This window comes from Pseudomonas sp. NPDC090201 (assembly GCF_044746825.1).
GTDB classification, from domain to species: domain Bacteria; phylum Pseudomonadota; class Gammaproteobacteria; order Pseudomonadales; family Pseudomonadaceae; genus Aquipseudomonas; species Aquipseudomonas putida_AD.
In genome coordinates this window covers 23,426-48,550 of the sequence record NZ_JBIVCX010000013.1, presented here as the reverse complement: position 1 = coordinate 48,550, position 25,125 = coordinate 23,426, and the positions used below count along the sequence as shown (strand labels likewise).

Here is a 25,125-nt window from a genome sequence, read left to right as displayed (position 1 = left end):
GGTAATCCGCCCCTTTTGTGAACGCCCATAAAAAATCCCCGCAATCGTGAGAATGCGGGGATTTTTTGTGGCGGGGTTATTCGGCGCTGGCGGACTCCGGCGCTTCCTTGCCTTTCCACTTGTCGATGACCGCGATCAGGCGTTTTGCCAGGGCGGGGTAGTCTTCATCGAAGTGGTGACCGCCCGGCAATTGCTGCTTCTGGCCTGGGGCGGTGGCTTCGGTGCAGCCGCTTTCGTCCTTCTCTTCCACGCCATACACGCAGAACACCTTGTCAGCCGGCAGCTTGGCCATTTCCGGGCCGGTGGCCGCTTCCTTGCCGGAGGCGCCGAGCCAGCCTTCTACAGCGATCTCGAAGCTGCCGCTGCGGGCGAAGGCCAGCAGAATGATGCCGTCTACCCGCGCCTTGTCCTCTTCAGGCAAGCGGTTGTAAATGGCGGGCAACACGTCGGCACCGAAGGAGTAACCGGCCAGGACGAAGTGCTTGGCACCCCATTTCTGCCGGTAGTGCGCCATCAGCTCGCTGAGGTCGGTTGCGGTCTGCTCAGGGGATTTGTGTTCCCAGTAGTAGCGCAGGGTATCGATGCCCACCACCGGGTAGCCACCGGATTTGGCCATGTCGCCTGCCACGTCCTTGTCCAGGTCACGCCAGCCGCCGTCACCGGAGAGGAACAGGGTGACGGTGTCCGAAGGCTGGCTCGAAGGCACTTCAACCACCGGGATGTTCAGGCCGCCACTGGCGTCGTCCGCGATCAGCAGATGACGGACTTCGGTGTTGAGGATCTGCGGGTACTTGATGTCGTAGTCGCTGATCTTGGTTTCGGCGTTGGGCGTGTCACGAACGAACACGGCGGTTTCATCGTCCGGGCCGTCGTTCCAGGCCACGGTCCATTTGCCGTGGGCGGCGGCTTTCGGTGCAGGGACCTTGCAATCAGGCTGATTGAGGACGAAGTTCACCGAAATGGCCTGGGCCTTGTCGTTGCTTTGGCCGGCCAGCCAGTCCCAGGCCACCGAGCCGCCTGCGCTGATGCCGGCGACCACGTCCGGCGCTCCGTCGAGCTTTTGCAGCGCAGCCGTGAAGGCCTTCTCCTGCAATTGGCAATCGTCTTTTGGCAGGACCACCTGAACCACTTGGGCAGACGCGTCGTAGCTCAGCGCCAGGACCTGTTTCTCGGTCAGTGCGTCTTCGGTGGTCACGGCCAGGGCCACGCGGGTCTTGACCTTGGTCGACGGAGTGGCGCGGATCAGCGCCGAGCCGTCATCCAGGGTAATGCGTTCCAGTGTTGGTTGGGCGGCAGGGCGGTTCCACAGCCAGAAACCCAGTGCCACCGCCAGAATTACCAGGGCAGCGAGCAAAAAGCGCCAGTAGCGTTGAATCATCAGCGTTTCACCAATCCAGTCAGGCCGCCCGCGATCAGGGCAGCAGTGTCCGCCAGTGCCACCAGCGGATCGAGTCCGGCGGGCACGGCCATATAACGAGGTTCCCAGTCAGGCTGGAATTTGTCTTTGAAGCGGCGCAGGCCCTGGAAGTTGTAGAGCTGCTCGCCGCGGGTGAACACCATCGAGCCCAGGCGCTGGGTCAAGGGCGCGCCACGCCGAGGTTGCAGGCCCGACAACGGCACCATGCCCAGGCTGAAGCGGGTGTAGCCTTCCTTTTTGTAATGCAGGATCAGGCCGACCATCATGAACTCCATGGTCAGCTTCGGCGCATCCGGGTGCGAACGCATCAGGTCAAGGCTCGCCAGATCGTTGCGCGAGGTTTCCAGCAGGTTGGAGAACGCAACCGGCTTGCCCTGGAAGTGAACGATGGCGATGCGGAAGTGCTTGAGGTAATCGAGGCTGAAACGGCCCAGGGAGAAGCCTTTCTCCCGCACGTTCTTGCCGGTGAGCCAAGCGTCGGAAATCACCTTCAGCTCATCCATCGGCGCCTGGCCGACTTCGTAGATTTCCAGCGACAGACCATCGCGACCACCGCGGTTCCAGGTGTAGCGCAGGTCCTTCATTTCCTTGCCCTTGGCCTCAATGTCGAACTTGAGCAGGTCGACCCGGGCTTCCTCGCCCAGTTTGATCGCGGTCAGGCCGATGTCCATGTAGAACGGCAGGTTCTCGGCACGCACTTGATAGAACACGGGGCGCGCGTGGTGCACGTCGCACAGGTCGCGGAATTGCCAGATCAGCTCGGCGCGCTGTTGGGTCGGGCCGATGGGGTCATACAGCGCCACCAGGCTGCGGCCGCGATGGGCGTACATCAGGAAAGCGTTACCGTCCGGGTGCAGCAGAACGGCTTTGTCGCCGGTCAGAACCAGACCGCCATCAGGCTGGCTGGAGGCCTTGATGATTTCGGCGGCCTTGGCCAGTTGGGCTTCGTCAGGCAGGTCGATCTGCGGGCGCGCGGTGCGCAGCAGCCAGGTCAACGAGACGATCACCAGCAGCACCGCACTGCCCAGCGCCGAGCGCAGGCCGCGAGGGGCGTCGGCATCCAGGGTGAACTGCCACCACAGTTGATGGCTGTAGGGCACGTCCTGGTAGGCGAACAGCAGCAGCCAGAACGAGGCGCCCAGTACGCAAATGCTGGCCACCAGATACAGCGGTGAAAACGGCAGCTCCAGCAAGCGGCTCGGCCGATAGAAGGAGCGGCGGAAAATGGCCAGCAGGCAAGCGGTCAGCAGCAGCATGCTGGCCTCTTCCCAGTCGAAACCTTTGAGGATCGACAGCACCGAACCCACGAACAGCAGGATCGTGGTCAGCATCCAGGCGGCGGACAGGCGTCGACGCAGGCCCTGGGCCAGCAGCAGGCACAGCACGCCGATCAGGCTTGCGCCGAAGTGCGATGCATCGATCAGCCGATGAGGGATCAGAAAGCCCAGGCTTTCCAGTCGGGTGTCGATTTCCGGGGTCGAGCCGGAAAACAGCAGCACCACGCCAGACAGGAACACCAGCAATGCCAGGATCGGCGCGCCGAGCCCTGAGGCCACACGAATGGCCTGGCGGGCAAACAGCAGGCGCTTGGCCTCGCTGAACAGCAGTACCAGGCACGCCACCAGCAGCGGCAGCAGCACGTAGATCAGGCGATACAGCAGCAGCGCGGCGGCCAGTGGCGCGGCGCCCAGTTCGTCGGCGAAGGCGGTCAGCAGGATCGCCTCGAACACCCCCACACCGCCCGGCACATGGCTGAGCACGCCGGCGGCCAGGGCCAGCAGGTACACCAGCAGGAACGCGCCGAATGGCGGGGCAGATGGCAGCAGCAGGTACAGCACGGCAGCGGCGGCGGCCACGTCCAGCGCGGTGATCACCAGTTGCATGAGGGTCAGGCGCAGCCCCGGCAGACGCAGGGTACGACGCCCGGCGCGGACCAGCAGGTTGTGCGGGATGGTCTGTTCCGGCAGACGCCGGCGATAGACCGCAACGCCCAGAATCACACTCAATGCCAGTACCGCGATTGCGATCGTTGCCAGCACGGGAACCGACAGATGCAGCGCCAGGGAGGCGGCGGGCAGGTCGCTCAGCGTGGCCAGTGCCGCCAGTGGCGGAAGCGCACAACCCAGCGACAGGCTGGCGAACAGGGTCATGTGCGCGACTTCACCCGCCCCAAGCCCGAGACGGGAATACAGGCGATAGCGGACCGAGCCGCCGGACAGCATCGACAGGCCCACGGCGTTGCCGATGGCAAACGCACAGAACCCGCCCATGATCATCGATTTGGGCGGCAGGTCGACGTTGGCATATTTAGTGGCCGACCACTCGTAGCCCAGCAGAATGGTAAAGCCGATGACCGTCGCCAGCACGGCGCCGCCCAGAGAAGGCAACGGAACGCTGAGCAGCGAGTCCTGCAGCGCGTAGATATCCAGTTCCGTGAGCATGTGCCGACAGGCGATCAAGGCCAGGGCAAACAGCAGAATGGTGACGGCCACCCCAATGGGTTGACGATATTTGCTCACCAATTCGCGAAGACGCGGTCGGGCAGGGGAAACCGGAGAAATCTCTGGAGCTGCTTCGTTGGTGTCGGATGGGTTGGCGCGCATCAATCACTCCTTGGATCGTGCGCGACAGGATGGGGGTATACAGCCAAGTTACCAATCCCTACGCAAAAAATAATTCAGGATGTTAGCGCTTCAACGTCTAACGGGCGAATACGGCAGTGACGTCTCTGTGACTGTTCAGTCTAGGTTCAGTTACTGGCAAGCGTATCGGCACAAAAGCAAAAAACTCTCGTGCCTGGTAACACAGGGTAACAAGCTACCTCAGACCGAAGCGATTTCGACAATGAAATGTGACAAGGGTTTAGCTCTGTCATTCGGTCGCTTTCGTCAGGGCAAAAAAAAGGCCACTCTTTCGAGTAGCCTTCTTCAAACGTTTGGTTGCGGGAGCCGGATTTGAACCGACGACCTTCGGGTTATGAGCCCGACGAGCTACCAGACTGCTCCATCCCGCGTCTGTGTGGCGGCATTCTACAGTCGAACGCCCGAGTGTCAACCTTTAATGCCAAAGATCGACAAATTAACCACATTCGCATGGGTGAAACGCCTAAGTGACGGTCGGACAAGGCTTTTATCGCAACGGCCAGCGCTTAGCAGGTGGCCATCATCCCGGTGGAATGTTTCAGGCGTATGAAGGAAAAGTACCTGGAAAATCGACGCGCACAAAAAAGGCCACTCTTTCGAGTAGCCTTTTTTGATGTTTGGTTGCGGGAGCCGGATTTGAACCGACGACCTTCGGGTTATGAGCCCGACGAGCTACCAGACTGCTCCATCCCGCGTCTGTGTGGCGGCATTCTACAGAGGAATGCCGGGGTGTCAAGCGAAAGGCCTGAGAAAATTGCTTTTTGTTCAAATAGTTAGCGATCGGCAACGGGGCTGGCAGGCTTCCAGGCCATGCAATACGGGCCTGACAGGGCGGTCAGCTATGGTTAGCCGTGCTCGTAGGGGATATGGCAGGAGCGTGTCAGATAGATGCTTGAATGAGATACTGCTCAACCGTATTCCTACGACTGTACGTTATGCCGCAGCGCAAAATCATCCACATCGACTGTGACTGCTTCTATGCCGCCATCGAAATGCGCGACGACCCGCGCCTGGCCGGCAAGCCGTTGGCAGTGGGTGGTTCGGCGGATCGGCGCGGGGTCATCGCCACCTGTAACTACGAAGCCCGGGCCTATGGGGTGCGTTCGGCCATGTCTTCGCGCCATGCGCTGTCGTTGTGTCCGGACCTGACCATCGTCAAGCCGCGAATGGATGCCTATAAAGAAGCATCGAAGGAAATCCACACGATCTTTCGTGACTACACCGACATGATCGAGCCGCTGTCGCTGGATGAGGCCTACCTGGATGTGTCCGAGTGCGAGCATTTTTCCGGCAGCGCCACACGCATCGCCCAGGACATTCGTCGGCGCGTCTCCAATCAGTTGCACATCACGGTTTCGGCAGGTGTTGCGCCGAACAAGTTTCTGGCCAAGATCGCCAGTGACTGGAAGAAACCCAACGGGCTGTTCGTCATCACTCCTGATCAGGTCGAGGACTTCGTCGCAGACCTGCCGGTTTCGAAGCTGCATGGCGTGGGCAAGGTGACCGCCGACAAGCTCGGCCGCATGGGGATCCTCAGTTGCCAGGATGTGCGGGGCTGGAACAAGTTGTCGCTGGTGCGCGAGTTCGGATCATTTGGTGAGCGGCTGTGGAACCTGGCCCACGGTATCGATGAGCGCCCGGTGCAGAACGACAGCCGCCGGCAATCGGTCAGCGTGGAAAACACCTACGATACCGACTTGCCGGATCTGGCCAGTTGCCTTGCCCGGCTGCCTGAGTTGCTGGAAAACCTCAATGGGCGCATCGCCCGGATCGACACGCTGTACCGGCCTGGCAAGCCGTTCGTGAAAGTGAAGTTCCACGATTTCACCCAGACCACTCTTGAGCAGTCAGGGGCGGGGAGGGATCTGGAAAGTTACGAGCAATTGCTCGCCCTGGCATTCGCACGCGGCGGTAAACCGGTGCGATTGCTGGGTATTGGTGTGCGGCTGCACGACTTGCGCGGCAAGCACGAGCAGCTTCAACTGTTCACCTGAGGTCGGCCCTTACTCGCTGCCGACCGGCACCGCCACCAGCCGCCCTGCATCCTTGGCCAGCGCCCGCAGAAACTCGTGTTGCAGCTGCGGATCGTTGCGGGTCATTTCAATCAGCGACTGTTCCAGGTCACTGGCTTCCTCTTCAAGGCCCAGCTCCGACAGGCGCTTGACCCGGTGCACCCACTGGCTGACTTCGTCGTCTTCGAGGTCGTCGTAGATCAAACCGTGAGCTTCGATCAGCTTGCCGCGCAATGTCTTGCTCAGCGGCAGGTTGGTACTGGCCTGCACGTTGGTCTGTTCGTCTTCGACCTTGATGTTCAACTGGGTGATGCGGCTCAGGTCCTGTTCGGCGAACGGGCTGTCGAGCAGATTGATACGCAACACGCCGTTGCGGTCGGTGTTCAGCTCGTTGGTGTCCTTGCCGGCCTTGACCTGAACCGGGCTTTCGCTCCATGGCAGGGTGGTGTGCTCGACGCGGTGATCGCGCTGCACTTCATCGATTCCCGCCAGGTTCTGCTGCGCCCGGCCGTGGGACGGAGCGTTCATGAACGGGTTGATACCGGCGATGCCGTAACTGAGCCAGTCCTTGGTCACGCTGTCGGGCAGGCTGCCGAAGGTGAGTACGTTGACCACGTTGGCACCGACACCGGCGACGATGGTCACTGCGCCCAGCGGAATCTCGTAGATTTCGCGCCAGGGCTGATAGGGGGTGTAGCGATCGTAATGACGAGTGACTTCGAATTCGGTGATGTCGAAGGTCTTCAACTCGTGGATACGCACACGACGCTGCGGCAACTCAAGGGTCTTGGGTTCGCCGACGTCGATCTGGAAACTGTGGTCGAGCAACTTGCGGTCGACGCGCTCTTCCTGCTCACTGCGTTGAGACAGATGGTTGGCGCAACCGCTGACGAGCAGAGTGCCGCACAACACGGCGCCTGCGAGGGGACTTCGCTTTAGCATGAGATCTCTGATTGCAGGTAAGACGGACTCGCCTGGGCAAATCGGGATGCGGCTCAAGTGATGGCGCGCCCGCCTGCAGCGGGCGCGCCTTCGACTCAGCGCTTGATCCGGCCCTTGATGAAGGACAGTACATCGGCCACAGGCAGAACCTGGGCTTCAGACTCGGTGCGGCTCTTGTATTCCAGGTTGCCTTCGGCCAGGGAACGGTCGCTGACCACGATGCGGTGCGGGATGCCGATCAGTTCCATGTCCGCGAACTTGATGCCCGGGCTGGTTTTCTTGTCACGGTCGTCCAGCAGCACCTCAAAACCTGCGGCAGTCAGTTCTGCGTACAGTTTGTCAGTGGCTTCGCGCACGGCGTCGGTCTCGTAGCGCAGCGGTACCAGGGCGATCTGGAACGGTGCCAGTGCGTCACTCCAGATGATGCCGTTGTCGTCGTAGTTCTGCTCGATGGCGGCGGCCACCACGCGGGAGACACCGATACCGTAGCAGCCCATGGTCAGGGTCACAGGCTTGCCGTTATCGCCCAGAACCTGGCACTTCATCGCATCGCTGTACTTGGTGCCCAGCTGGAAGATGTGACCGACTTCGATGCCACGCTTGATGACCACTGTACCCTGGCCGTCCGGGCTTGGATCGCCCTCGACCACGTTACGCAGGTCGGCCACTTCCGGAACCGGCAGGTCGCGTTCCCAGTTCACGCCGAAGTAGTGCTTGTCATCGATGTTGGCACCGATGCCGAAGTCGCTCATCAGCTCGACGGAGCGGTCGATGATGCAAGGCAGCGGCAGGTTCAGCGGGCCGAGAGAGCCTGCACCCGCGCCAATGGCTGCGCGCAGTTCGGCTTCGCTGGCCATGACCAGCGGGCTGGCCACCAGTGGGTGGTTGGACGCCTTGATCTCGTTGAGTTCGTGGTCGCCACGAATGATCAGCGCGATCAGCTTGCCTTCCTCGGCGGCATGCACCACCAGGGTCTTGACGGTTTTCTCGATGGCCAGGCCGAACTGTTCGACCAGGGCTGCGATGGTCTTGGCGTCAGGGGTATCGACCAGGCGCAGTTCTTCAGTGGCGGCTGCGCGGGTCTTTTCGCGCGGGATCGCCTCGGCCTTCTCGATGTTGGCGGCGTAGTCGGAGGTATCGCTGAACACGATATCGTCCTCGCCCGATGCAGCCAGTACGTGGAACTCGTGGGAGCCGGCGCCGCCGATCGAGCCGTTGTCCGCGACCACAGGGCGGAAGTTCAGGCCCAGGCGGGTGAAGACGTTGCAGTACGCCTGATGCATGCGGTCGTAGGTTTCCTGCAGGGATTCCTGGGTCGCGTGGAAGGAGTAGGCGTCCTTCATGATGAACTCGCGACCGCGCATCAGGCCGAAGCGTGGACGGATCTCGTCACGGAATTTGGTCTGGATCTGGTACATGTTGATTGGCAGCTGTTTATAGCTGCTCAACTCGTTGCGAGCCAGATCCGTGATGACCTCTTCGTGGGTCGGGCCGGCGCAGAAGTCGCGATCATGGCGATCCTTCAGGCGCAGCAGCTCAGGCCCGTACTGTTCCCAGCGGCCTGATTCCTGCCACAGTTCGGCCGGCTGGATGCCGGGCATCAAGACTTCCAGCGCACCGGCCGCGTCCATTTCTTCACGCACGACCGCTTCGACCTTGCGCAGCACGCGCAGGCCCATCGGCAGCCAGGTGTAGAGGCCCGAAGCAAGTTTGCGGATCATGCCGGCACGTAGCATCAGCTGGTGGCTGATAACGACCGCATCGTTCGGCGTTTCTTTTTGTGTGGCGAGCAAATATTGACTGGTACGCATGGTCGGCCGTTGTCGGTTGCTGTGACTGGGAAATGACCTGGCATTGTACGGGGGTGATACGGTCGAGTACAGGGCGGGCGGGCGCTACAGCCTGTGGGATTTAGGGTTTTGCGGGCATGAAAAAGCCCGGCGCAAGGCCGGGCTTTTCTGTAACGAGTGTCAGACAGCGCGATTACAGGACCGAAATCGGGTAGTCGACGATCAGACGGAACTCGTTTACATCGCCTTCGCCCTCGTCCGTGTTGGCACGGTGGAACGCTTGACGGATGCGGAACGACAGGTCTTTGGCCGGGCCAGTCTGAACGACGTATTTGGCCTCGACGTTGGTCTCGTGGTGGCTACCGTCAGCACCGTACAGACCGGTATAGGTGCTGTTCGATGGGGTGTGGGTGCCGTCGATGTCGGTACCGCTGACGTAACGAGCCATGAAGCTCAGGCCTGGAACGCCGTACGGCGCCATGTTCAGGTCGTAGCGAGCTTGCCAGGATTTTTCACCCGGGGCGTTGAAGTCGGAGTATTGAATCGAGTTCGCCAGGAAGATCGAGTCGCCACCGCGGTTGTTGTCGCCGATACCGATGTAGTCGAATGGCGTGTCGCCGTTAACCTTCTGGAAAGCCAGGGTGACGGTGTGAGCAGCCAGGAACGAGTAGGCGGCGGACAGGGAGAAAGCGTTGTTGTTGATGTCGCCTGCTTTCTTGCTGCCGGTGTCCTGGGTGTTGTAGTAGTTGACGTCAAACGCCAGCGACTGGTCGCTGCCCAGTGGCAGGGTGTAGTTGACGTTACCGTAGTACTGGTTCCAGACGTCTTCGAGCTTGTTGTAGTAGAACGCAACGCCCAGGTCGTCGGTGACCGCGAACTTGCCGCCGCCGTAGGTGGCAGACTTGGAAGTCACGCCAGCGTAGGTAGCCCAGATGTCGCCGTTACGGTTGGTTTCGTCCTGGCTGGTGCCGGAAGTGAAGCGACCTGCTTCAACGTCCAGACCTTTGATCTCGCTGCTCTGCAGAGTGATACCAGTCGCGGTTTGTGGCAACAGACGGGAACCGCCCACTGCGAACACCGGGTTCTGCGGCTGCATGTCGCCGATTTTCAGTTCGGTTTTCGAGACGCGGAACTTAACAGCGCCACCGGCTTTGCCGAAGCTGTCTTCGTTGCGACCCTGGCTGTCGGTTACCAGGTTGCCGGAACCGGAGTATTTGTCGGAGCCGTCGAGCTTGAAGCCGGCATAGCCGAATGCGTCAACACCAACACCGATCAAGCCCTGGGTGTAGCCGGAGCTGAAAACACCCCAGAAACCCTGGGTCCAGTCCTTGTCGTCTACGGCACCGTTTTTCTTGTCACGGTTGTAGTAGTAGTTGCGGGCCTTGAGGTCCAGCTTGCTACCTTCAACAAAACCAGTTGCTTCGGACTGATCGCTTACGAATGCCGCAGCCGATGCCAATTGGGTACTGGCTGCAGTGACTGCCAGTGCGATTGCGCTCCACTTCATCACTCTCATCGTGACTTTGCTCCTTTGGTTTTAAGAAGAGTACTGCCGTCCACCTGTTTTTTTATCTGGCCGGCTTCTTTCTTTTTGGTGTCGGCGAAACTTATAGCACGCTGACATTATTGGCGATAGTTACGAACCCATCCTTTCGATTTCTTTACGACCCTGTCGCGATTTGCTCCGTCCAGGTCGCAATTGAACAGCTCCATATCCACCAGACGTACAACTACCGCAGTACTTTTCGACAGTCAGGATCCGCATCCGCAGTGGTGTGAACCCTGTCAATCCAAACGCCCCCAGGAGCTTGCTCGCCATTTTTTCTTTTCGACCGCCGCGCAGATCTCCGATCCATGCTTTTGCGGTCCTGTGTGTGACAAAGCAACAACCGTGCACAAAGTTCCCGGAAATCTGAAAATTTTGTGGAAAAGCACCTAATGACATTGAGTTTTACCCATAAACCTATGATTTTTATGGAGAAAAAAATTTCAAAAAAATACTTTGCGGTGGCTGTGAGAATGAGATTACTACGCAAAAGTGTCACTGGCGTTACCTGTTACCGCGAGCAAGTGAGTAAAAGGCGGATAGGTGTTGCTGCGCATGTCTTCGGAGTGAGTCGTTTTGGTGCACGGCGGGGCGCTACCGCTTGATAATGGGACGGCGATTCATGACAAAAAACGGCACCTGTGCCCCAGGCGTCGGTTGCGATGCACTGGGTTCAATACAACTCATTGATACAGCTCAGAAAATCTGATGAATAAGCAGTGTGTTCGCGGACATTTACGCATGTAGCGCTTGCGTCAACTCAGTGCGCACGGCGCAAGCAATGCTGAGGCTGCTCTGCTGACCCGAAATCAACAGCAGTCGGGCAAACTGTTGCCAAACTGCAGCCCCGGCGTGATTCCCGGAGAATTCCCGAGTATCCTGCTCGGACTAATCAACTGTTTCTTCGGCGTGCGTCGAACGTCGGAAACTTAACCTTGCGATCAGGAGTTAATGCGTGTTCGTTCTGGACCAGCGTTTGTTAAATGACACTTTGCCAGTAGGTGATTTCCCGTTGTGCCGGCTGTTACTGTCGAACGACTCGCAATACCCCTGGTTCATTCTGGTGCCGCGCCGGGCGGACATCAGTGAAGTGTTCCAGTTGTCCGGGAGCGAGCAGGCGCAGTTGTGGAAAGAAACCACCTTGTTGTCCGAAACCCTGGATCAACTGTTCGACGCTGACAAAATGAACGTCGCAGCGCTGGGCAACGTGGTCAGTCAGTTGCACATGCACGTCATCGTCCGGCACAAGGGCGATCCGGCGTGGCCTGCGCCGGTCTGGGGCAAGCACCCTGCGGTGCCGTACTCCCGGGAGCAGGCTGCCGAAGTCATCGCCCGGCTGAAGACGGTGCTCACTCAAGACTTCACCTTTGCGGAGACGCAGGCATGAACCTGGAAGAGCGGGTGATGGAACTGGAGAGCCGCCTGGCTTTTCAGGACGACACGATCCAGACGCTGAACGACGTGCTGGTGGCGCAACAACGCAGCGTCGAGCGCCTGCAACTGCAGATTGCCGCGCTGATCAAGCGCCAGGCCGAGATGGGCGGTCAGTTCGAGGCCGTCGAAGAAGAAGCGCCGCCACCTCACTACTGAGCATGGCAGGCATAAAAAAACCGCGCCTTGAGCGCGGTTTTTTTGTGGGTGACGATCAGCGGCGGGGAAGCGCCGCGATGACGTCTTCGGCCTGCAGGCCTTTATCGCGATTCATCACCGAGAACTCCACGCGCTGGCCTTCGACCAGTACGCGGTGGCCTTCACCGCGGATGGCGCGAAAGTGCACGAAAATATCATCGCCCGAGTCGCGGGAGATGAAGCCGAAGCCCTTGGAGGTGTTGAACCACTTCACGGTGCCGGTATCGCGTTGCCCCAGGTCGTGCTGCTGTGGCGCTGGCGAAGGGGAAGAACGGTAAAAGCTGACGGCCAGGTGCACGGCAACGGCAATCACTACCGCCAGCAGGCTGACCAGTACCGCTGGCTGGCCAGCGATGGTTTCGAGCGGGACGAGCAGGGTGAGGACTTGAAGCACGACGGCCAGCACCAGCAACGCACTGACCAGGTTTTGCAATTGATGACGCGGGCCTTTGTTCCAGTATGGAATCACTGGTGCGAGCACCAGGTTGATCAGGCCAAAAAATGCCAGATAAAGAGCATCCGGCTGGGACAGGTAAGAAGACAAGGCTTCACTACGCAGGCTGGGTATGAATGACAGCAGCAGGGCAGCTGCGCCCGTTAGCAGGTGGACTATTTTCAACATTTGGATAACTCACATTTAAATTGGATCACGAGGAAACAGCCGACCACGGCCGGTACGCTTCAGAACAAAAGGAGGCGTGATGCACGATCGTTGGGTCAGCCTGCGCGCTACAGCCTGTTGGCACATCAGTAGCGACACAGCTGTATTTAACAGCAAAGGTGAGATCTACTCAAATCAAGCGCTTAGCACGGTTGATCGAAGGTGATGATGGCAAATCGTCACTTGTTTAACGATGGCGTCTGGAGGCCTGTTCCAGAGCACTCAGCAAAATCCTTGAGCGGATTTCAGCCAGGCGCAAACAAACCTGTTCCAGCGATGCTTCATACACACAGATGGCTGCGCTGCGGGTTGCACCTTGCTAGAGTGTTCGGCAGTTTTTGAAATAACCATCGTCATATAAAGAGGAAGAAGCATGGCTATCGATATCGGTATCAGTGAAGAAGACCGCAAGTCCATCGTGGACGGCCTTTCTCGCTTGTTGGCAGATACCTACGTGCTGTACCTGAAAACCCACAATTTTCACTGGAACGTCACCGGGCCGATGTTTCGCACCCTGCACCTGATGTTCGAGGAGCAGTACACGGAGCTTGCGCTGGCCGTTGACTCCATCGCCGAGCGGATTCGCGCATTGGGCTTCCCGGCGCCGGGCACCTACTCGACGTATGCCCGCCTGTCTTCGATCAAGGAAGAAGAGGGCGTGCCTGCCGCCGAAGACATGATCCGTTCCCTGGTCCAGGGCCAGGAGGCAGTGACCCGTACTGCCCGCGGGATCTTCCCGTTGCTGGACAAGGTCAGCGACGAGCCTACCGCCGACCTGCTGACCCAGCGCATGCAGGTCCATGAAAAAACCGCGTGGATGCTGCGCGCGATGCTCGAAGGCAAGTGATCGCAGGAGTGGGCGGCAGCCAATGCCGCCCACTCGACAGTAGTGCTGCTGACTCTTTTATTCATCTTTCGGTTCGGAGTGTTAGCAGGTAACTTTCGACGCTGAAACGATTGTTCACCCAGTATTTTCGTATCAACTATCATCTTGGTGATGGTACTCATTACCTGTTTTAAAACAGCGCAAAATACATATATAACGCCCTGCCTCTGATAGCGCTTTTTCGCCTCTTTATCCTCGCGATTCGCCCTGCAATTGAAGTCATCTCCTACGCCCCGTGGGCCCTGATTCTGCTGGTTAAGCCCCGGTTAATCGGGCTTGATACACGGGCTGTTTATTTGATTTCAAATGTTTCGATTGCCGTGCTCTTGCGGCAACGAGGAGAAGTTCATGAGTCAAGACGCTATACGGGAGATCAGGGATGGCCATCGATGTCCCAAGGTACAGAATGTTCCGTTTGTCGAAAGTTTCAATATGGACCTGGCGCAGCCTCAGTCGCGCTCGGTGAGGCTCAATGGCCTGGCAACCTGCCTTCGCCTTGAGGGGGTGTACTGGAATATCCTGTCCGAGATCGCAAGTTATAACAGTTGCTCGGTCAATGCCGTTCTGTCTTATGTCGATCGGGAGGTTCACCTGCGTTATGGCGGCGTGAAGAACTTCAGTGGTTTGATTCGCGTGGTGTGTGTGACGCATCTGTTGCAGGCCGAGGGCCTGCAACTGTCGCCAGCGTGACCCCGGCAAGGCCCTAATTCCTGTGGGTCCGCCCCTTGCGGACCCGCTCCCGACGACAGTCGCCCGGCAGCGCAGGCCCCGCTGCGGGCGACTTCTTCATTCTCCGGTGGCAAGCGCGGCTGCACAGCCTTGATTAACCCTATATAATCCCCCGCCTTACCATGGCAGGCAGAAACCGACCGCCGGGTTGAACTGCATGCCAAGGCTCCTGCACCATTGCGCACTGGCGACGGGCGAGAGCTCCACCGAATTCCGAATTACGAGAAGTGAACAGACGACCATGATGCGCAGCCATTATTGCGGCCAACTGAACGAAAGCCTGGAAGGTCAGGAAATTACCCTTTGCGGATGGGTCCACCGCCGTCGCGACCACGGAGGGGTGATTTTCCTCGATATCCGCGATCGTGAAGGTCTGGCCCAGGTGGTTTTCGATCCTGATCGCGCTGACACATTCGCCATCGCGGACCGCGTTCGCAGTGAGTACGTCGTCAAGCTCACCGGCAAGGTGCGCGCGCGTCCTGCAGGCGCCGTCAACCCGAACATGGCTTCCGGCGCGATCGAAGTGCTGGGCTATGAACTGGAAGTGCTGAACGAGTCGGAAACCCCGCCGTTCCCGCTGAACGAATACTCCGACGTTGGCGAAGAGACTCGCCTGCGCTATCGCTTCATCGACCTGCGTCGCCCGGAAATGGCCGAGAAGCTGCGTCTGCGTTCGCGCATCACGTCCAGCATCCGCGGTTTCCTGGATGGCAACGGCTTCCTGGACGTCGAAACGCCGATCCTGACCCGTGCCACCCCTGAAGGTGCGCGTGACTACCTGGTGCCTAGCCGCACTCACGCCGGCAGTTTCTTCGCGCTGCCGCAATCGCCCCAGCTGTTCAAGCAACTGCTGATGGTCGCCGGCTTCGACCGTTACTACCAGATCGCCAAATGCTTCCGCGACGAAGACCTGCGTGCCGACCGTCAGCCTGAGTTCACTCAGATCGACATCGAGACCAGCTTCCTCGACGAAAAAGACATCATGGGTCTGACCGAGAGCATGATCCGCAAGCTGTTCAAGGAAGTCCTGGACCTTGAGTTCGGTGATTTCCCGCACATGACTTTCGAAGAAGCCATGCGCCGCTACGGTTCCGACAAGCCTGACCTGCGCAACCCGCTGGAACTGGTCGACGTCGCCGACCAGCTCAAGGAAGTTGAATTCAAGGTCTTCAGCGGCCCTGCCAACGACCCGAAATGCCGCGTGACCGCACTGCGCGTTCCAGGCGGCGCGAGCATGCCGCGCAGCAAGATCGACGACTACACCAAGTTCGTCGGCATCTACGGCGCACGTGGCCTGGCTTACATCAAGGTCAACGAGCGCGCCAAGGGCGTCGAAGGCCTGCAGTCGCCAATCGTCAAGAACATCCCCGAGGCCAACCTGAACGTGATCCTGGATCGCGTTGGCGCGGTCGACGGCGACATCGTGTTCTTCGGTGCCGACAAGTTCAAGATCGTCAGCGAAGCCCTGGGCGCACTGCGTATCAAGCTGGGTCACGACCTGAACCTGTTGACCTGCGAGTGGGCGCCGATGTGGGTCGTCGACTTCCCGATGTTCGAAGAGAACGACGACGGCAGCTTCTCTGCGCTGCACCACCCGTTCACTGCGCCGAAGTGCTCGCCTGAAGAACTGGAAGCCAACCCGGCCACCGCTCTGTCGCGCGCCTACGACATGGTCCTGAACGGCACCGAGCTGGGTGGCGGTTCGATCCGTATCCACCGCAAGGAAATGCAACAGGCGGTCTTCCGTCTGCTGGGTATCGCCGAAGACGAGCAGCAGGAGAAGTTCGGCTTCCTGCTCGACGCCCTGAAGTACGGTGCACCGCCGCACGGTGGCCTGGCATTCGGTCTGGACCGTCTGGTCATGCTGATGACTGGCGCCCAGTCGATTCGTGAAGTCATTGCCTTCCCGAAAACCCAGAGCGCTGCCGACGTCATGACCCAGGCACCGGGCGTCGTCGATGCCAAGGCGCTGCGCGAACTGCACATCCGCCTGCGCGAGACGCCAAAGGCCGAGTGATGCAAGGCAGGGCAGGGCGGACTTCTCCGGAACTTCGCCCTGACCCCTGCGCCCGTTTCGGGCAAGAATTCGAGTGAAGCGTCCTCGTTCGAGCAGTCGGCGAGGGCGTTCGTGTTTCAAGGTTTGGAGCGTTTTATGGCTGGTCATTCCAAGTGGGCGAACATCAAGCACCGCAAAGAGCGTCAGGATGCCAAGAAAGGCAAGATCTTCACCAAGTGGATTCGTGAACTGACGGTCGCTGCCCGTCAGGGTGGTGGTGATCCGGCGTCCAACCCGCGCCTGCGCCTGGCGCAGGACAAGGCGCTTGGCGCCAACATGAGCCGCGACATCATCGATCGCGCCATTGCCCGGGGTGCCGGTGCTGCCGATGCCGACGACATGGTCGAGCTGGGTTACGAAGGTTACGGTCCGGGCGGTGTGGCGGTGATGGTCGAAACCATGACCGACAACCGCAACCGCACTGCCGCGGCGGTGCGCCATGCGTTCAGCAAGTGCGGCGGTAACCTGGGCACCGACGGTTCGGTTTCCTACCTGTTCGAGCGCAAGGGGCAGATTTCCTACGCGCCCGGCGTCGACGAAGACGCGTTGATGGAAGCGGCCATGGAGGCTGATGCCGACGACGTCGTGACGCACGAGGATGGTTCCATTGACGTCTTCACCTCGTTCGCCGGCTTCTATGCCGTGCGCAACGCGCTGGAGGCGGCGGGCTTCACGGCGGCGGATGCGGAAATCGTGATGCAGCCGACCACCAGCGCGGTGCTGGATCTGGAAATGGCTGAAAAGGTGCTCAAGCTGATCGACATGCTCGAGGACCTGGACGACGTACAGAACGTCTATTCCAACGCGGAAATCCCTGATGAGGTGATGGAGCAGCTGGGCTGACCGTCACTCTTTTCGGGTTTTGAGGCCGGAGGCACGAAGCGTCGATTCGATCAGCGCTATCGGTCTCCGGCTTCTGCCTTTAAGCTGCGTTCAATTGTGCGCGTCCCTCTTCAAGCTGCAGGCGTTATGACTTTAATTCTAGGTATCGACCCAGGTTCGCGGATCACCGGTTTCGGTGTGGTGCGGGACACGGGGCGGGGTTGCGAGTACGTGGCTTCGGGCTGCATCCGCACCGGCAGTGGTTTGTTGCACGAACGGTTGCAGATCGTTTATCGCGGCGTGCGTGAGGTGATCCAGACCTACGGGCCGGTGACCATGGGCATCGAGAAGGTGTTCATGGCCCGCAACCCGGACTCTGCGCTCAAGCTGGGCCAGGCGCGAGGGGCTGCCATCGTGGCGGGCGCCGAGGAAAGCCTGGAGATCGCCGAATACACCGCGACCCAGGTCAAGCAGGCGGTGGCAGGGACGGGCGGCGCCAACAAGGATCAGGTGATGATGATGGTCATGCACCTGCTCAAGTTGACCAAGAAGCCTCAGGTAGACGCCTCGGACGCATTGGCGATTGCCTTGTGCCATGCTCATACCCGTTCCAGCCTGATCCCCCATGGCCTGAACACCGCACGCAGCCGTGGTGGCCGCTTGCGGCTCTGATAGCATCATTCGCTCATAAATTTTTACTTGCAGCTCACACGAGTCCTGCAAACATGGCGGCCAGGGTTCAGCCCTGTCTCTTGCAGTGACGGGCTACTGGAAAGGATCTGATACGTGATTGGACGTTTACGCGGCACGCTCGCCGAGAAACAGCCGCCGCACCTGGTGCTGGATGTCAACGGCGTGGGTTATGAAGTCGAAGTGCCCATGACCACGCTTTATCGTCTGCCCCATGTCGGCGAGACGGTGACCCTGCACACCCACCTGGTGGTTCGCGAGGACGCGCACCTGCTGTTCGGCTTCTATGAAAAGCGTGACCGCGAGATGTTCCGCGAGCTGATCCGCCTCAACGGTGTGGGTCCCAAGCTTGCGCTGGCGCTGATGTCCACGCTTGAGGTCGATGAACTGGTGCGTTGCGTCCAGGCGCAGGACACCTCCGCGCTGACCCGGGTGCCGGGTGTCGGCAAGAAGACCGCCGAGCGCCTGCTGGTCGAGCTCAAGGACCGCTTCAAGGCCTGGGACGCGTTGCCAGGCGCTTTCACGCTGGTTTCCGAAGGGCCGGGTACACCGTTGCCGGTGGCGACCGCCGAGTCGGACGCCATCAGTGCGCTGGTGTCCCTGGGCTACAAGCCGCAGGAAGCCAGCAAGGCGATCACGGCCATCAAGGACAAGAATCTGAGCAGCGAAGATCTGATTCGTCGCGCACTCAAGGGGATGTTGTAAGTGATCGAAGCCGACCGCCTGATCGCCGCCACCGGGCGCGACCGAGACGAGCAACTGGACCGGGCCATTCGCCCGCTGAGCCTTGCCGACTACATCGGCCAGCCCACCGTGCGCGAGCAGATGGAGCTGTTCATCCAGGCCGCCCGCGGGCGCAACGAAGCGCTGGACCATACCCTGATCTTCGGCCCGCCCGGCCTTGGCAAGACCACCCTGGCCAACATCATTGCCCAGGAAATGTCCGTCTCGATCAAGAGCACCTCGGGCCCTGTGCTGGAGCGGCCGGGTGACCTGGCCGCGATCCTGACCAACCTGGAACCGCACGATGTGCTGTTCATCGACGAAATCCACCGCTTGTCGCCCATCGTCGAGGAGGTTTTGTACCCCGCGATGGAGGACTTCCAGCTGGACATCATGATCGGTGAGGGCCCTGCTGCGCGCTCGATCAAGCTCGACCTGCCGCCGTTCACCCTGGTGGGCGCGACTACCCGTGCGGGCATGCTGACCAACCCGCTGCGTGACCGCTTCGGTATCGTGCAGCGTCTTGAGTTCTACAGCATCGCCGACCTGTCCACGATCGTGTCCCGTTCCGCGGGTATCCTGGGCTTGCCCATCGAGGACGAGGGGGCGTTCGAAATCGCCCGTCGTGCTCGCGGTACGCCGCGGATCGCCAACCGCCTGTTGCGTCGTGTGCGCGATTTCGCCGAGGTCCGTGGAAAAGGCCAGATCACCAAGGCCATCGCCGACCAGGCATTGAACCTGCTGGATGTCGATGAACGCGGTTTCGATCATCAGGACCGGCGTTTGCTGTTGACCATGATCGAGAAGTTCGATGGCGGTCCGGTGGGTGTCGACAACCTCGCGGCGGCGATCAGTGAAGAGCGACACACCATCGAGGACGTTCTGGAACCCTATTTGATCCAGCAAGGCTATATGATGCGCACACCTCGTGGCCGTATGGTCACCCGGCACGCGTATCTGCACTTCGGCCTGAACATCCCTTCGCGGATGGGCGAGCGCCCGGTGCCGGACGAACTGGCCGACGATGCCGACGAATAAATTCGGTTCGGACCGATTTATTCAGGCGTTTGATGGTCTGACGGGCAGTCACGGCAATGTGATGCCGGTCTTGTGGTTAAAAAACGATGAAAAACAGTTGCCTGGCCGGATTGGCAACCTGAGGAGTAAGCACTAGAGTATGCGCGCGCAAAACGGGGCTCAGTCGTTCGCACATCGCTGTCGCGTTTATTACGAGGACACCGATGCTGGCGGCGTCGTCTACTACGTCAATTACCTGAAATTCATGGAACGGGCTCGAACCGAGCGTCTGCGGGAATTGGGCTTTGCCCAGTCCGCGATGGCCGGCGACGAGAACCTGTTGTTCGTCGTGCATTCCAGTGAGGCGCGGTATCACAGCCCGGCACGCCTGGACGACGAGCTGCTGGTCAGCGCCGAAGTGATCGAATTGAACCGTGCCAGCCTGCGCTTTCAGCAAAGCGTCAGGCGGGCTGCGGATAATGTACTGCTCTGCGAGGGGCAGTTTTTGGTGGCGTGTGTGCGCGCCGATAGTTTCAAACCCCGGGCCATTCCCGAAACTCTGCGCGCGGCCTTTGCCGGCCAGGGCGGCGCGGGTACACATTCAGAGCAGGAGATACAGCGTGGAAGCTAACGTCGTCGACCATACCTCCATGTGGAGTTTGGTCAGCAATGCCAGCGTGGTGGTTCAGTTGGTGATGCTGATCCTGGTGGCCGCATCGGTCACCTCGTGGATCATGATTTTTCAGCGCAGCGCCATGCTGCGTGCCGGCCGTCGTGCGCTGGACACCTTCGAGGAGCGTTTCTGGTCGGGTATCGACCTGTCCAAGCTGTACCGTCAGGCCGGCAGCAACCCTGATCCGGATTCGGGCGTCGAACAGATCTTCCGTGCAGGCTTCAAGGAATTCTCCCGTCTGCGCCAGCAGCCTGGCGTTGACCCTGACGCGGTGATGGAAGGCGTGGCGCGTGCCATGCGCGTAGCCATCTCTCGCGAAGAAGAGAAGCTGGAGCAGAGCCTGCCGTTCCTGGCCACCGTCGGTTCCACCAGCCCGTACGTGGGTCTGTTCGGCACCGTGTGGGGGATCATGAACTCCTTCCGTGGCCTGGCCACCGCACAGCAGGCCACCCTGGCAACCGTTGCCCCGGGTATCGCCGAAGCACTGATCGCGACCGCCATCGGTCTGTTCGCCGCAATTCCTGCAGTAATCGCCTACAACCGTTTCGCCGCCCGTGGCGAGAACCTGATTGGCCGTTACTACACATTCGCCGATGAATTCCAGGCGATCCTGCACCGTAAAGTGCACACCAGCGAAGACTAAGCAGGTATTTCCAAATGGCTTTAATCGCTCGCGGCCGACGCGGCAAACGCAAGCCGGTCGCCGAAATGAACGTGGTGCCTTACATCGACGTGATGCTGGTGCTGCTGGTCATCTTCATGGTGACCGCGCCCATGATTAACCAGGGCGTGAAAGTCGATCTGCCCAAGGTCTCCAGCGAGGCCTTGCCGCAGGACAACAACAACCAGGTCCTGACCATTTCGATCAAGGCTGACAAGACCTATTACTGGAACCTTGGCAGCGAAGTCGACACCGACAAGCAGATGGACAAGGCCATGACCTTGCCGCAGCTGACCAGCGCCGTGACCAAGATCATCGCTGCCGGCCGTGAAGCCGGCAAGCAGACCCAGGTGTTCATTCGCGGTGACAAATCCGTCGATTACGGTGCCGTCATGGGCACCATGGGCGGGTTGCAGAAGGCCGGGGTCGGGAACGTTGGTCTGATTACCGAGGCGCCCTGATGCAGCCGATTCGAGAGCCATCAGCCTCGGAAAGCTACTTCTGGCCGTCTGTCTGGGCCGTGGCCCTGCACGTCCTGATTTTTGGTCTGTTGTTCGTAAGCTTTGCCATGACGCCCGAGCTGCCTGAAGCCAGGCCCATCGTTCAGGCAACGCTCTATCAGTTGAAGTCCAAGAGCCAGGCGACTACCCAGACCAACCAGAAGCTAGCTGGCGAGGCTAAGAAAGCCGCTGCACGACAAACCGAAGTCGAGCAGATGGAGCAGAAGAAAGTCGAGCAAGAGGCAATCAAGGCGGCGGAACAAAAGAAAGCCGATGCTGCTCAAAAGGCCGAGGAACAGAAGGCCGAGGAAGCGAAGAAGGCGGAAGAAGCGAAAAAGGCCGATGACGCCAAGAAAGCCGAAGCCAAAAAAGCCGACGACGCCAAGAAAGCCGCCGAAGAGAAACAATTGGCTGATATAGCCAAGAAAAAAGCTGAAGACGACGCGAAGAAGAAAGCCGAGGAAGACGCCAAGCGCGCGGCTGCCGAGGAAGCCAAGAAACAGGCTGCCGAGGATGCCAAGAAGCAGGCTGCTGAAGACGCGAAGAAAAAGGCTGCCGAAGACGCGAAGAAAAAAGCGGCTGAGGATGCCAAGAAAAAGGCTGCCGAGGACGCCAAGAAGAAGGCCCAGGACGCTGCCCGTAAATCGGCGGAAGACAAGAAGGCGCAAGCACTGGCCGACCTGCTCTCCGACAAGCCGGAACGCCAACAGGCGCTGGCCGATGAACGTGGTGACGAGGTTGCGGGTAACTTCGACGATCTGATCCGCTCGCGAGCTGCCGAAGGCTGGGCACGTCCACCTTCAGCGCGCAAGGGCATGACAGTGGTGTTGCAGATTGCCATGCTGCCGGACGGCACGATCACTTCGGTGAGCGTGGCCAAATCCAGTGGCGATGGTCCGTTCGACAGTTCGGCGGTAGCAGCGGTCAAGAACATTGGTCGTTTGACAGAGATGCAGGGGCTGAAACCTTCGGATTTCGCACCTTACCGGTCATTCAAGATGACATTCACACCTGAGGATCTAGCCTTGTGATTAACCTTCTTCGAGGATTGCTTGTCGTTCTGTGTTGCGCAGCGGGTTTCGCCGCTGCCGACGAAAAGAACATTCTGGTCACCAGCGGCAGCGACCGTGCCACGCCTATCGCAGTCGTGCCTTTCGGCCTGCAGGGCGGTAGCGTCCTGCCGGAAGACATGGCCCAGATCATCAGCAACGACTTGCTGAACTCTGGCTACTACTCGCCTATTCCAAAGGAAAACATGATCAGCCAGCCGAGCCAGGCCAGCGAAGTCATCTTTCGCGACTGGAAAGCGCTGGGCGCGCAGTACGTGATGGTTGGCAGCATCGTGCCATCGGGCGGTCGCCTGCAGGTGCAGTACGCACTGTTCAACGTGGCCACCGAGCAGCAAGTGCTGACCGGCAATGTGTCGGGCACCACCGACCAACTGCGTGACATGGCGCACTACATCTCCGACCAGTCGTTCGAAAAACTGACCGGTATCAAGGGTGCGTTCTCCACGCGCATGCTGTACGTCACCGCCGAACGTTTCGGTGGTAACAACACGCGCTACACCCTGCAGCGTTCGGACTACGACGGTGCCCGCGCAGTGACCCTGCTGCAGTCCCGCGAGCCGATCCTGTCGCCGCGTTTCGCGCCGGATGGCAAGCGCATTGCCTATGTATCGTTCGAACAGAAGCGTCCGCGCATCTTCGTTCAACACATCGATACTGGCCGTCGTGAGCAGATCACCAACTTCGAAGGCCTGAACGGCGCACCTGCGTGGTCCCCGGACGGCAGCAAGCTGGCCATGGTTCTGTCCAAGGACGGCAACCCTGAAATTTATGTGATGAACCTGGCTTCGCGTCAGCTTTCGCGAGTCACCAATGATTCGTCCATCGATACCGAACCTTTCTTCGGTAAAGATGGCTCGACCATCTACTTCACATCCGATCGTGGTGGCAAACCACAGATCTATAAAACGAGCATTAACGGTGGCGGCGCTGAACGCGTCACTTTCATCGGTAACTACAATGCCAACCCTAAGTTGTCGGCTGATGAAAAGACGCTGGTCATGATCCATCGTCAAGATGGCTTCACAAACTTCAAGGTAGCAGCCCAGGATTTGCAGCGCGGTAGCGTAAAAATCCTTACAGACAGCAACCTTGATGAGTCGCCTACTGTTGCGCCCAACGGCACCATGGTAATCTACGCCACCCGCCAGCAGGGCCGGGGAGTCTTGATGCTCGTGTCCATTAATGGACGCGTAAGGCTCCCGCTTCCTACCGCTCAAGGCGAAGTCAGAGAACCTTCCTGGTCCCCTTACCTGAACTGACGCGGCGCTTTACGTTTTACTTAACACACTGGGGTTCATTAGGAGTTTCACGATGGAAATGCTGAAGTTTGGTAAATTTGCTGCGCTGGCTCTGGCCATGGCTGTAGCTGTAGGTTGCTCGTCCAAAGGCGGCGACAATGCCGGTCAAGGCGCTGCTGTAGATCCAAACGCTGGTTACGGCGCAAACACCGGTGCCGTTGATGGCTCCCTGAGCGAAGAAGCTGCTCTGCGCGCAATCACCACTTTCTACTTCGAATACGACAGTTCTGACCTGAAGCCAGAAGCCATGCGCGCTCTGGACGTTCACGCCAAGGACCTGAAAGCCAACGGCGCTCGCGTCGTTCTGGAAGGCAACACCGACGAACGCGGTACTCGCGAGTACAACCTGGCACTGGGCGAGCGTCGTGCGAAAGCCGTTCAGCGCTACCTGGTTCTGCAAGGCGTATCGCCAGCTCAGCTGGAACTGGTTTCCTACGGTGAAGAGCGTCCAGTTGCTACCGGCAACGACGAGCAATCCTGGGCTCAAAACCGTCGCGTCGAACTGCGTAAGTAATTTGACATGCGAACGTGCCGCCGTGCTTTAACCGTTTTGGCTCTCACCCTTCCTCTTGCAGCGATGGGTGCGGTTCCTGTGGTCGATGACAACTCTGGCTCCGCTGGCAGCAGTTATCCGCCATCGGGTTATGGTACGGCGGGCGCCTACGCCGGAGGCGGGGCTACGGCCCAGCCTTCGGCGCAAGGTCAGCTGTTCATGCAGTTGCAGCAAATGCAGGATGAAATTTCGCGCTTGCGCGGAATCGTCGAAGTCCAGCAGAACGATATCCAGCAGATGAAGCAGGAAGCGCTGGATCGTTACAAGGACCTTGACTCCCGCATCGGAGCTGGCGGCGCACCTGCCGCGCCAGCTGCCAACAATTCTGCATCCGACGGCGGCGTCAATGCCGGCGGAGCACCCGCAGCACCTGCCGCAGGCGCTGGTGGTCAAGTACCGCAAACCAGCACCGAGCCTGGTGATCCAGCGAAAGAAAAGCTCTACTACGATGCTGCTTTCGACCTCATCAAGGCCAAGGATTTCGACAAGGCCAGCCAGGCGTTCTCGGCTTTCCTGCGCAAATACCCCAACAGCCAGTACGCGGGCAACGCCCAATACTGGCTGGGTGAGGTGAACCTGGCCAAGGGCGACCTTCAAGGTGCCGGCCAGGCCTTCGCCAAAGTGAGCCAGTTGTACCCAAAGCACGCCAAGGTGCCTGACTCGCTCTACAAGCTGGCAGATGTCGAGCGCCGCCTGGGTCACACCGACAAGGTCAAAGGCATTCTGCAACAAGTCGTCGCCCAGTACCCCGGTACTTCGGCGGCTCAACTGGCTCAACGGGACCTTCAGCGTCTCTGATTGCCAGCCA

The 25,125-nt window shown here is 59.6% G+C and carries 23 protein-coding genes, 2 tRNA genes and 1 pseudogene; 17 read left to right on the top strand and 9 right to left on the bottom strand.

Annotated elements, in window-relative coordinates; genetic code table 11:
- Positions 1-76: 76 nt before the first annotated feature.
- The 4 genes from ACIPOO_RS23705 to ACIPOO_RS23690 all read right to left on the bottom strand — a co-directional run bounded on the left by ACIPOO_RS23705 (position 77) and on the right by ACIPOO_RS23690 (position 4,754).
- Positions 77-1,378, bottom strand: coding sequence for a virulence factor family protein (locus ACIPOO_RS23705; protein WP_400610199.1), 1,302 nt, complete (start codon positions 1,376-1,378; stop codon positions 77-79).
- On the bottom strand, positions 1,378-4,020 hold the full coding sequence (gene mprF / locus ACIPOO_RS23700; RefSeq protein ID WP_274134414.1) for a bifunctional lysylphosphatidylglycerol flippase/synthetase MprF: 2,643 nt from the start codon (positions 4,018-4,020) through the stop codon (positions 1,378-1,380). Before mprF ends, ACIPOO_RS23705 begins: the two co-directional genes overlap by 1 nt.
- Positions 4,021-4,353: 333 nt before the next feature.
- A tRNA-Met gene (locus ACIPOO_RS23695) sits at positions 4,354-4,430 on the bottom strand.
- Positions 4,431-4,677: 247 nt separating this feature from the next.
- Positions 4,678-4,754 (bottom strand) — tRNA-Met (locus ACIPOO_RS23690).
- A gap of 240 nt (positions 4,755-4,994) precedes the next feature.
- Between ACIPOO_RS23690 and dinB the strand changes: the two genes are divergently transcribed.
- Positions 4,995-6,053: a DNA polymerase IV gene (gene dinB / locus ACIPOO_RS23685; RefSeq protein WP_400610197.1), complete on the top strand. Its 1,059-nt coding sequence runs from the start codon at positions 4,995-4,997 to the stop codon at positions 6,051-6,053.
- A 9-nt stretch (positions 6,054-6,062) separates the two neighbouring features.
- Here the strand turns inward: dinB and ACIPOO_RS23680 are convergent, their stop codons facing one another.
- The 3 genes from ACIPOO_RS23680 to ACIPOO_RS23670 all read right to left on the bottom strand — a co-directional run bounded on the left by ACIPOO_RS23680 (position 6,063) and on the right by ACIPOO_RS23670 (position 10,319).
- Complete coding sequence (locus ACIPOO_RS23680) at positions 6,063-7,013, bottom strand: hypothetical protein (RefSeq protein ID WP_400610195.1); 951 nt, start codon at positions 7,011-7,013, stop codon at positions 6,063-6,065.
- A gap of 95 nt (positions 7,014-7,108) precedes the next feature.
- Positions 7,109-8,824, bottom strand: a complete 1,716-nt coding sequence (locus ACIPOO_RS23675; protein WP_274134410.1) for a proline--tRNA ligase — start codon at positions 8,822-8,824, stop codon at positions 7,109-7,111.
- A 172-nt stretch (positions 8,825-8,996) separates the two neighbouring features.
- Positions 8,997-10,319 (bottom strand): OprD family porin, encoded by a 1,323-nt coding sequence (locus tag ACIPOO_RS23670; RefSeq protein ID WP_274134408.1) that lies wholly within the window; start codon positions 10,317-10,319, stop codon positions 8,997-8,999.
- Positions 10,320-11,304: 985 nt separating this feature from the next.
- Between ACIPOO_RS23670 and ACIPOO_RS23665 the strand changes: the two genes are divergently transcribed.
- Positions 11,305-11,736, top strand: a complete 432-nt coding sequence (locus ACIPOO_RS23665) for an HIT domain-containing protein (protein ID WP_274134406.1) — start codon at positions 11,305-11,307, stop codon at positions 11,734-11,736.
- Positions 11,733-11,939, top strand: coding sequence for a SlyX family protein (locus tag ACIPOO_RS23660; protein WP_274134404.1), 207 nt, complete (start codon positions 11,733-11,735; stop codon positions 11,937-11,939). Before ACIPOO_RS23665 ends, ACIPOO_RS23660 begins: the two co-directional genes overlap by 4 nt.
- Positions 11,940-11,994: 55 nt before the next feature.
- Here the strand turns inward: ACIPOO_RS23660 and ACIPOO_RS23655 are convergent, their stop codons facing one another.
- Positions 11,995-12,216 (bottom strand): cold-shock protein, encoded by a 222-nt coding sequence (locus tag ACIPOO_RS23655; protein ID WP_218568412.1) that lies wholly within the window; start codon positions 12,214-12,216, stop codon positions 11,995-11,997.
- Positions 12,217-12,276: 60 nt separating this feature from the next.
- Positions 12,277-12,600: pseudogene (locus ACIPOO_RS23650) on the bottom strand (cold shock domain-containing protein membrane protein); the annotation flags it as partial.
- A gap of 412 nt (positions 12,601-13,012) precedes the next feature.
- Between ACIPOO_RS23650 and ACIPOO_RS23645 the strand changes: the two are divergent.
- From ACIPOO_RS23645 to ybgF, 14 genes are all read left to right on the top strand, one after another.
- Complete coding sequence (locus ACIPOO_RS23645; protein WP_274134400.1) at positions 13,013-13,486, top strand: Dps family protein; 474 nt, start codon at positions 13,013-13,015, stop codon at positions 13,484-13,486.
- Between the two features lie 387 nt (positions 13,487-13,873).
- The gene (locus ACIPOO_RS23640; protein ID WP_274134398.1) at positions 13,874-14,215 is read left to right on the top strand and encodes a ribbon-helix-helix domain-containing protein; all 342 of its coding nucleotides are present in this window, start codon (positions 13,874-13,876) and stop codon (positions 14,213-14,215) included.
- Between the two features lie 280 nt (positions 14,216-14,495).
- Positions 14,496-16,271 carry an aspartate--tRNA ligase gene (gene aspS / locus ACIPOO_RS23635; protein WP_400610191.1) on the top strand — a complete coding sequence of 592 codons (1,776 nt, stop codon included), beginning with the start codon at positions 14,496-14,498 and terminating at the stop codon, positions 16,269-16,271.
- Between the two features lie 135 nt (positions 16,272-16,406).
- Positions 16,407-17,153 (top strand): YebC/PmpR family DNA-binding transcriptional regulator, encoded by a 747-nt coding sequence (locus ACIPOO_RS23630; RefSeq protein WP_400610189.1) that lies wholly within the window; start codon positions 16,407-16,409, stop codon positions 17,151-17,153.
- Positions 17,154-17,279: 126 nt separating this feature from the next.
- Positions 17,280-17,804 carry a crossover junction endodeoxyribonuclease RuvC gene (gene ruvC, locus ACIPOO_RS23625; protein ID WP_110947335.1) on the top strand — a complete coding sequence of 175 codons (525 nt, stop codon included), beginning with the start codon at positions 17,280-17,282 and terminating at the stop codon, positions 17,802-17,804.
- Positions 17,805-17,918: 114 nt separating this feature from the next.
- On the top strand, positions 17,919-18,527 hold the full coding sequence (ruvA, locus tag ACIPOO_RS23620) for a Holliday junction branch migration protein RuvA (protein ID WP_274134391.1): 609 nt from the start codon (positions 17,919-17,921) through the stop codon (positions 18,525-18,527).
- Positions 18,528-19,583, top strand: a complete 1,056-nt coding sequence (gene ruvB, locus ACIPOO_RS23615; protein WP_274134389.1) for a Holliday junction branch migration DNA helicase RuvB — start codon at positions 18,528-18,530, stop codon at positions 19,581-19,583.
- 139 nt (positions 19,584-19,722) lie between these two features.
- The gene (gene ybgC / locus ACIPOO_RS23610; protein WP_274134387.1) at positions 19,723-20,193 is read left to right on the top strand and encodes a tol-pal system-associated acyl-CoA thioesterase; all 471 of its coding nucleotides are present in this window, start codon (positions 19,723-19,725) and stop codon (positions 20,191-20,193) included.
- Entirely contained in the window at positions 20,183-20,878 is a 696-nt protein-coding gene (gene tolQ / locus ACIPOO_RS23605) for a protein TolQ (protein WP_274134386.1), read from the top strand. The genes ybgC and tolQ overlap by 11 nt, the downstream gene beginning before the upstream one ends.
- A 23-nt stretch (positions 20,879-20,901) precedes the next feature.
- Positions 20,902-21,357: a protein TolR gene (tolR, locus tag ACIPOO_RS23600; RefSeq protein WP_274134464.1), complete on the top strand. Its 456-nt coding sequence runs from the start codon at positions 20,902-20,904 to the stop codon at positions 21,355-21,357.
- Entirely contained in the window at positions 21,357-22,427 is a 1,071-nt protein-coding gene (gene tolA / locus ACIPOO_RS23595) for a cell envelope integrity protein TolA (RefSeq protein ID WP_274134384.1), read from the top strand. The genes tolR and tolA overlap by 1 nt, the downstream gene beginning before the upstream one ends.
- A complete protein-coding gene (gene tolB, locus ACIPOO_RS23590) occupies positions 22,424-23,725 on the top strand; it encodes a Tol-Pal system beta propeller repeat protein TolB (RefSeq protein WP_274134382.1) in 1,302 nt (433 codons plus the stop codon). Before tolA ends, tolB begins: the two co-directional genes overlap by 4 nt.
- 52 nt (positions 23,726-23,777) lie before the next feature.
- Positions 23,778-24,278: a peptidoglycan-associated lipoprotein Pal gene (gene pal / locus ACIPOO_RS23585; RefSeq protein ID WP_074752666.1), complete on the top strand. Its 501-nt coding sequence runs from the start codon at positions 23,778-23,780 to the stop codon at positions 24,276-24,278.
- A 6-nt stretch (positions 24,279-24,284) separates the two neighbouring features.
- The gene (gene ybgF / locus ACIPOO_RS23580) at positions 24,285-25,115 is read left to right on the top strand and encodes a tol-pal system protein YbgF (protein ID WP_274134378.1); all 831 of its coding nucleotides are present in this window, start codon (positions 24,285-24,287) and stop codon (positions 25,113-25,115) included.
- The last annotated feature ends 10 nt before the right edge of the window (positions 25,116-25,125 follow it).

Coding starts and splice junctions, on each gene's coding strand:
- ACIPOO_RS23705 (WP_400610199.1), bottom strand. CDS start 1,378: ATGATTCAACGCTACTGGCGCTTTTTGCTCGCTGCCCTGGTAATTCTG.
- mprF (WP_274134414.1), bottom strand. CDS start 4,020: ATGCGCGCCAACCCATCCGACACCAACGAAGCAGCTCCAGAGATTTCT.
- dinB (WP_400610197.1), top strand. CDS start 4,995: ATGCCGCAGCGCAAAATCATCCACATCGACTGTGACTGCTTCTATGCC.
- ACIPOO_RS23680 (WP_400610195.1), bottom strand. CDS start 7,013: ATGCTAAAGCGAAGTCCCCTCGCAGGCGCCGTGTTGTGCGGCACTCTG.
- ACIPOO_RS23675 (WP_274134410.1), bottom strand. CDS start 8,824: ATGCGTACCAGTCAATATTTGCTCGCCACACAAAAAGAAACGCCGAAC.
- ACIPOO_RS23670 (WP_274134408.1), bottom strand. CDS start 10,319: ATGAGAGTGATGAAGTGGAGCGCAATCGCACTGGCAGTCACTGCAGCC.
- ACIPOO_RS23660 (WP_274134404.1), top strand. CDS start 11,733: ATGAACCTGGAAGAGCGGGTGATGGAACTGGAGAGCCGCCTGGCTTTT.
- ACIPOO_RS23645 (WP_274134400.1), top strand. CDS start 13,013: ATGGCTATCGATATCGGTATCAGTGAAGAAGACCGCAAGTCCATCGTG.
- ACIPOO_RS23640 (WP_274134398.1), top strand. CDS start 13,874: ATGAGTCAAGACGCTATACGGGAGATCAGGGATGGCCATCGATGTCCC.
- aspS (WP_400610191.1), top strand. CDS start 14,496: ATGATGCGCAGCCATTATTGCGGCCAACTGAACGAAAGCCTGGAAGGT.
- ACIPOO_RS23630 (WP_400610189.1), top strand. CDS start 16,407: ATGGCTGGTCATTCCAAGTGGGCGAACATCAAGCACCGCAAAGAGCGT.
- ruvC (WP_110947335.1), top strand. CDS start 17,280: ATGACTTTAATTCTAGGTATCGACCCAGGTTCGCGGATCACCGGTTTC.
- ybgC (WP_274134387.1), top strand. CDS start 19,723: ATGCGCGCGCAAAACGGGGCTCAGTCGTTCGCACATCGCTGTCGCGTT.
- tolA (WP_274134384.1), top strand. CDS start 21,357: ATGCAGCCGATTCGAGAGCCATCAGCCTCGGAAAGCTACTTCTGGCCG.
- pal (WP_074752666.1), top strand. CDS start 23,778: ATGGAAATGCTGAAGTTTGGTAAATTTGCTGCGCTGGCTCTGGCCATG.
- ybgF (WP_274134378.1), top strand. CDS start 24,285: ATGCGAACGTGCCGCCGTGCTTTAACCGTTTTGGCTCTCACCCTTCCT.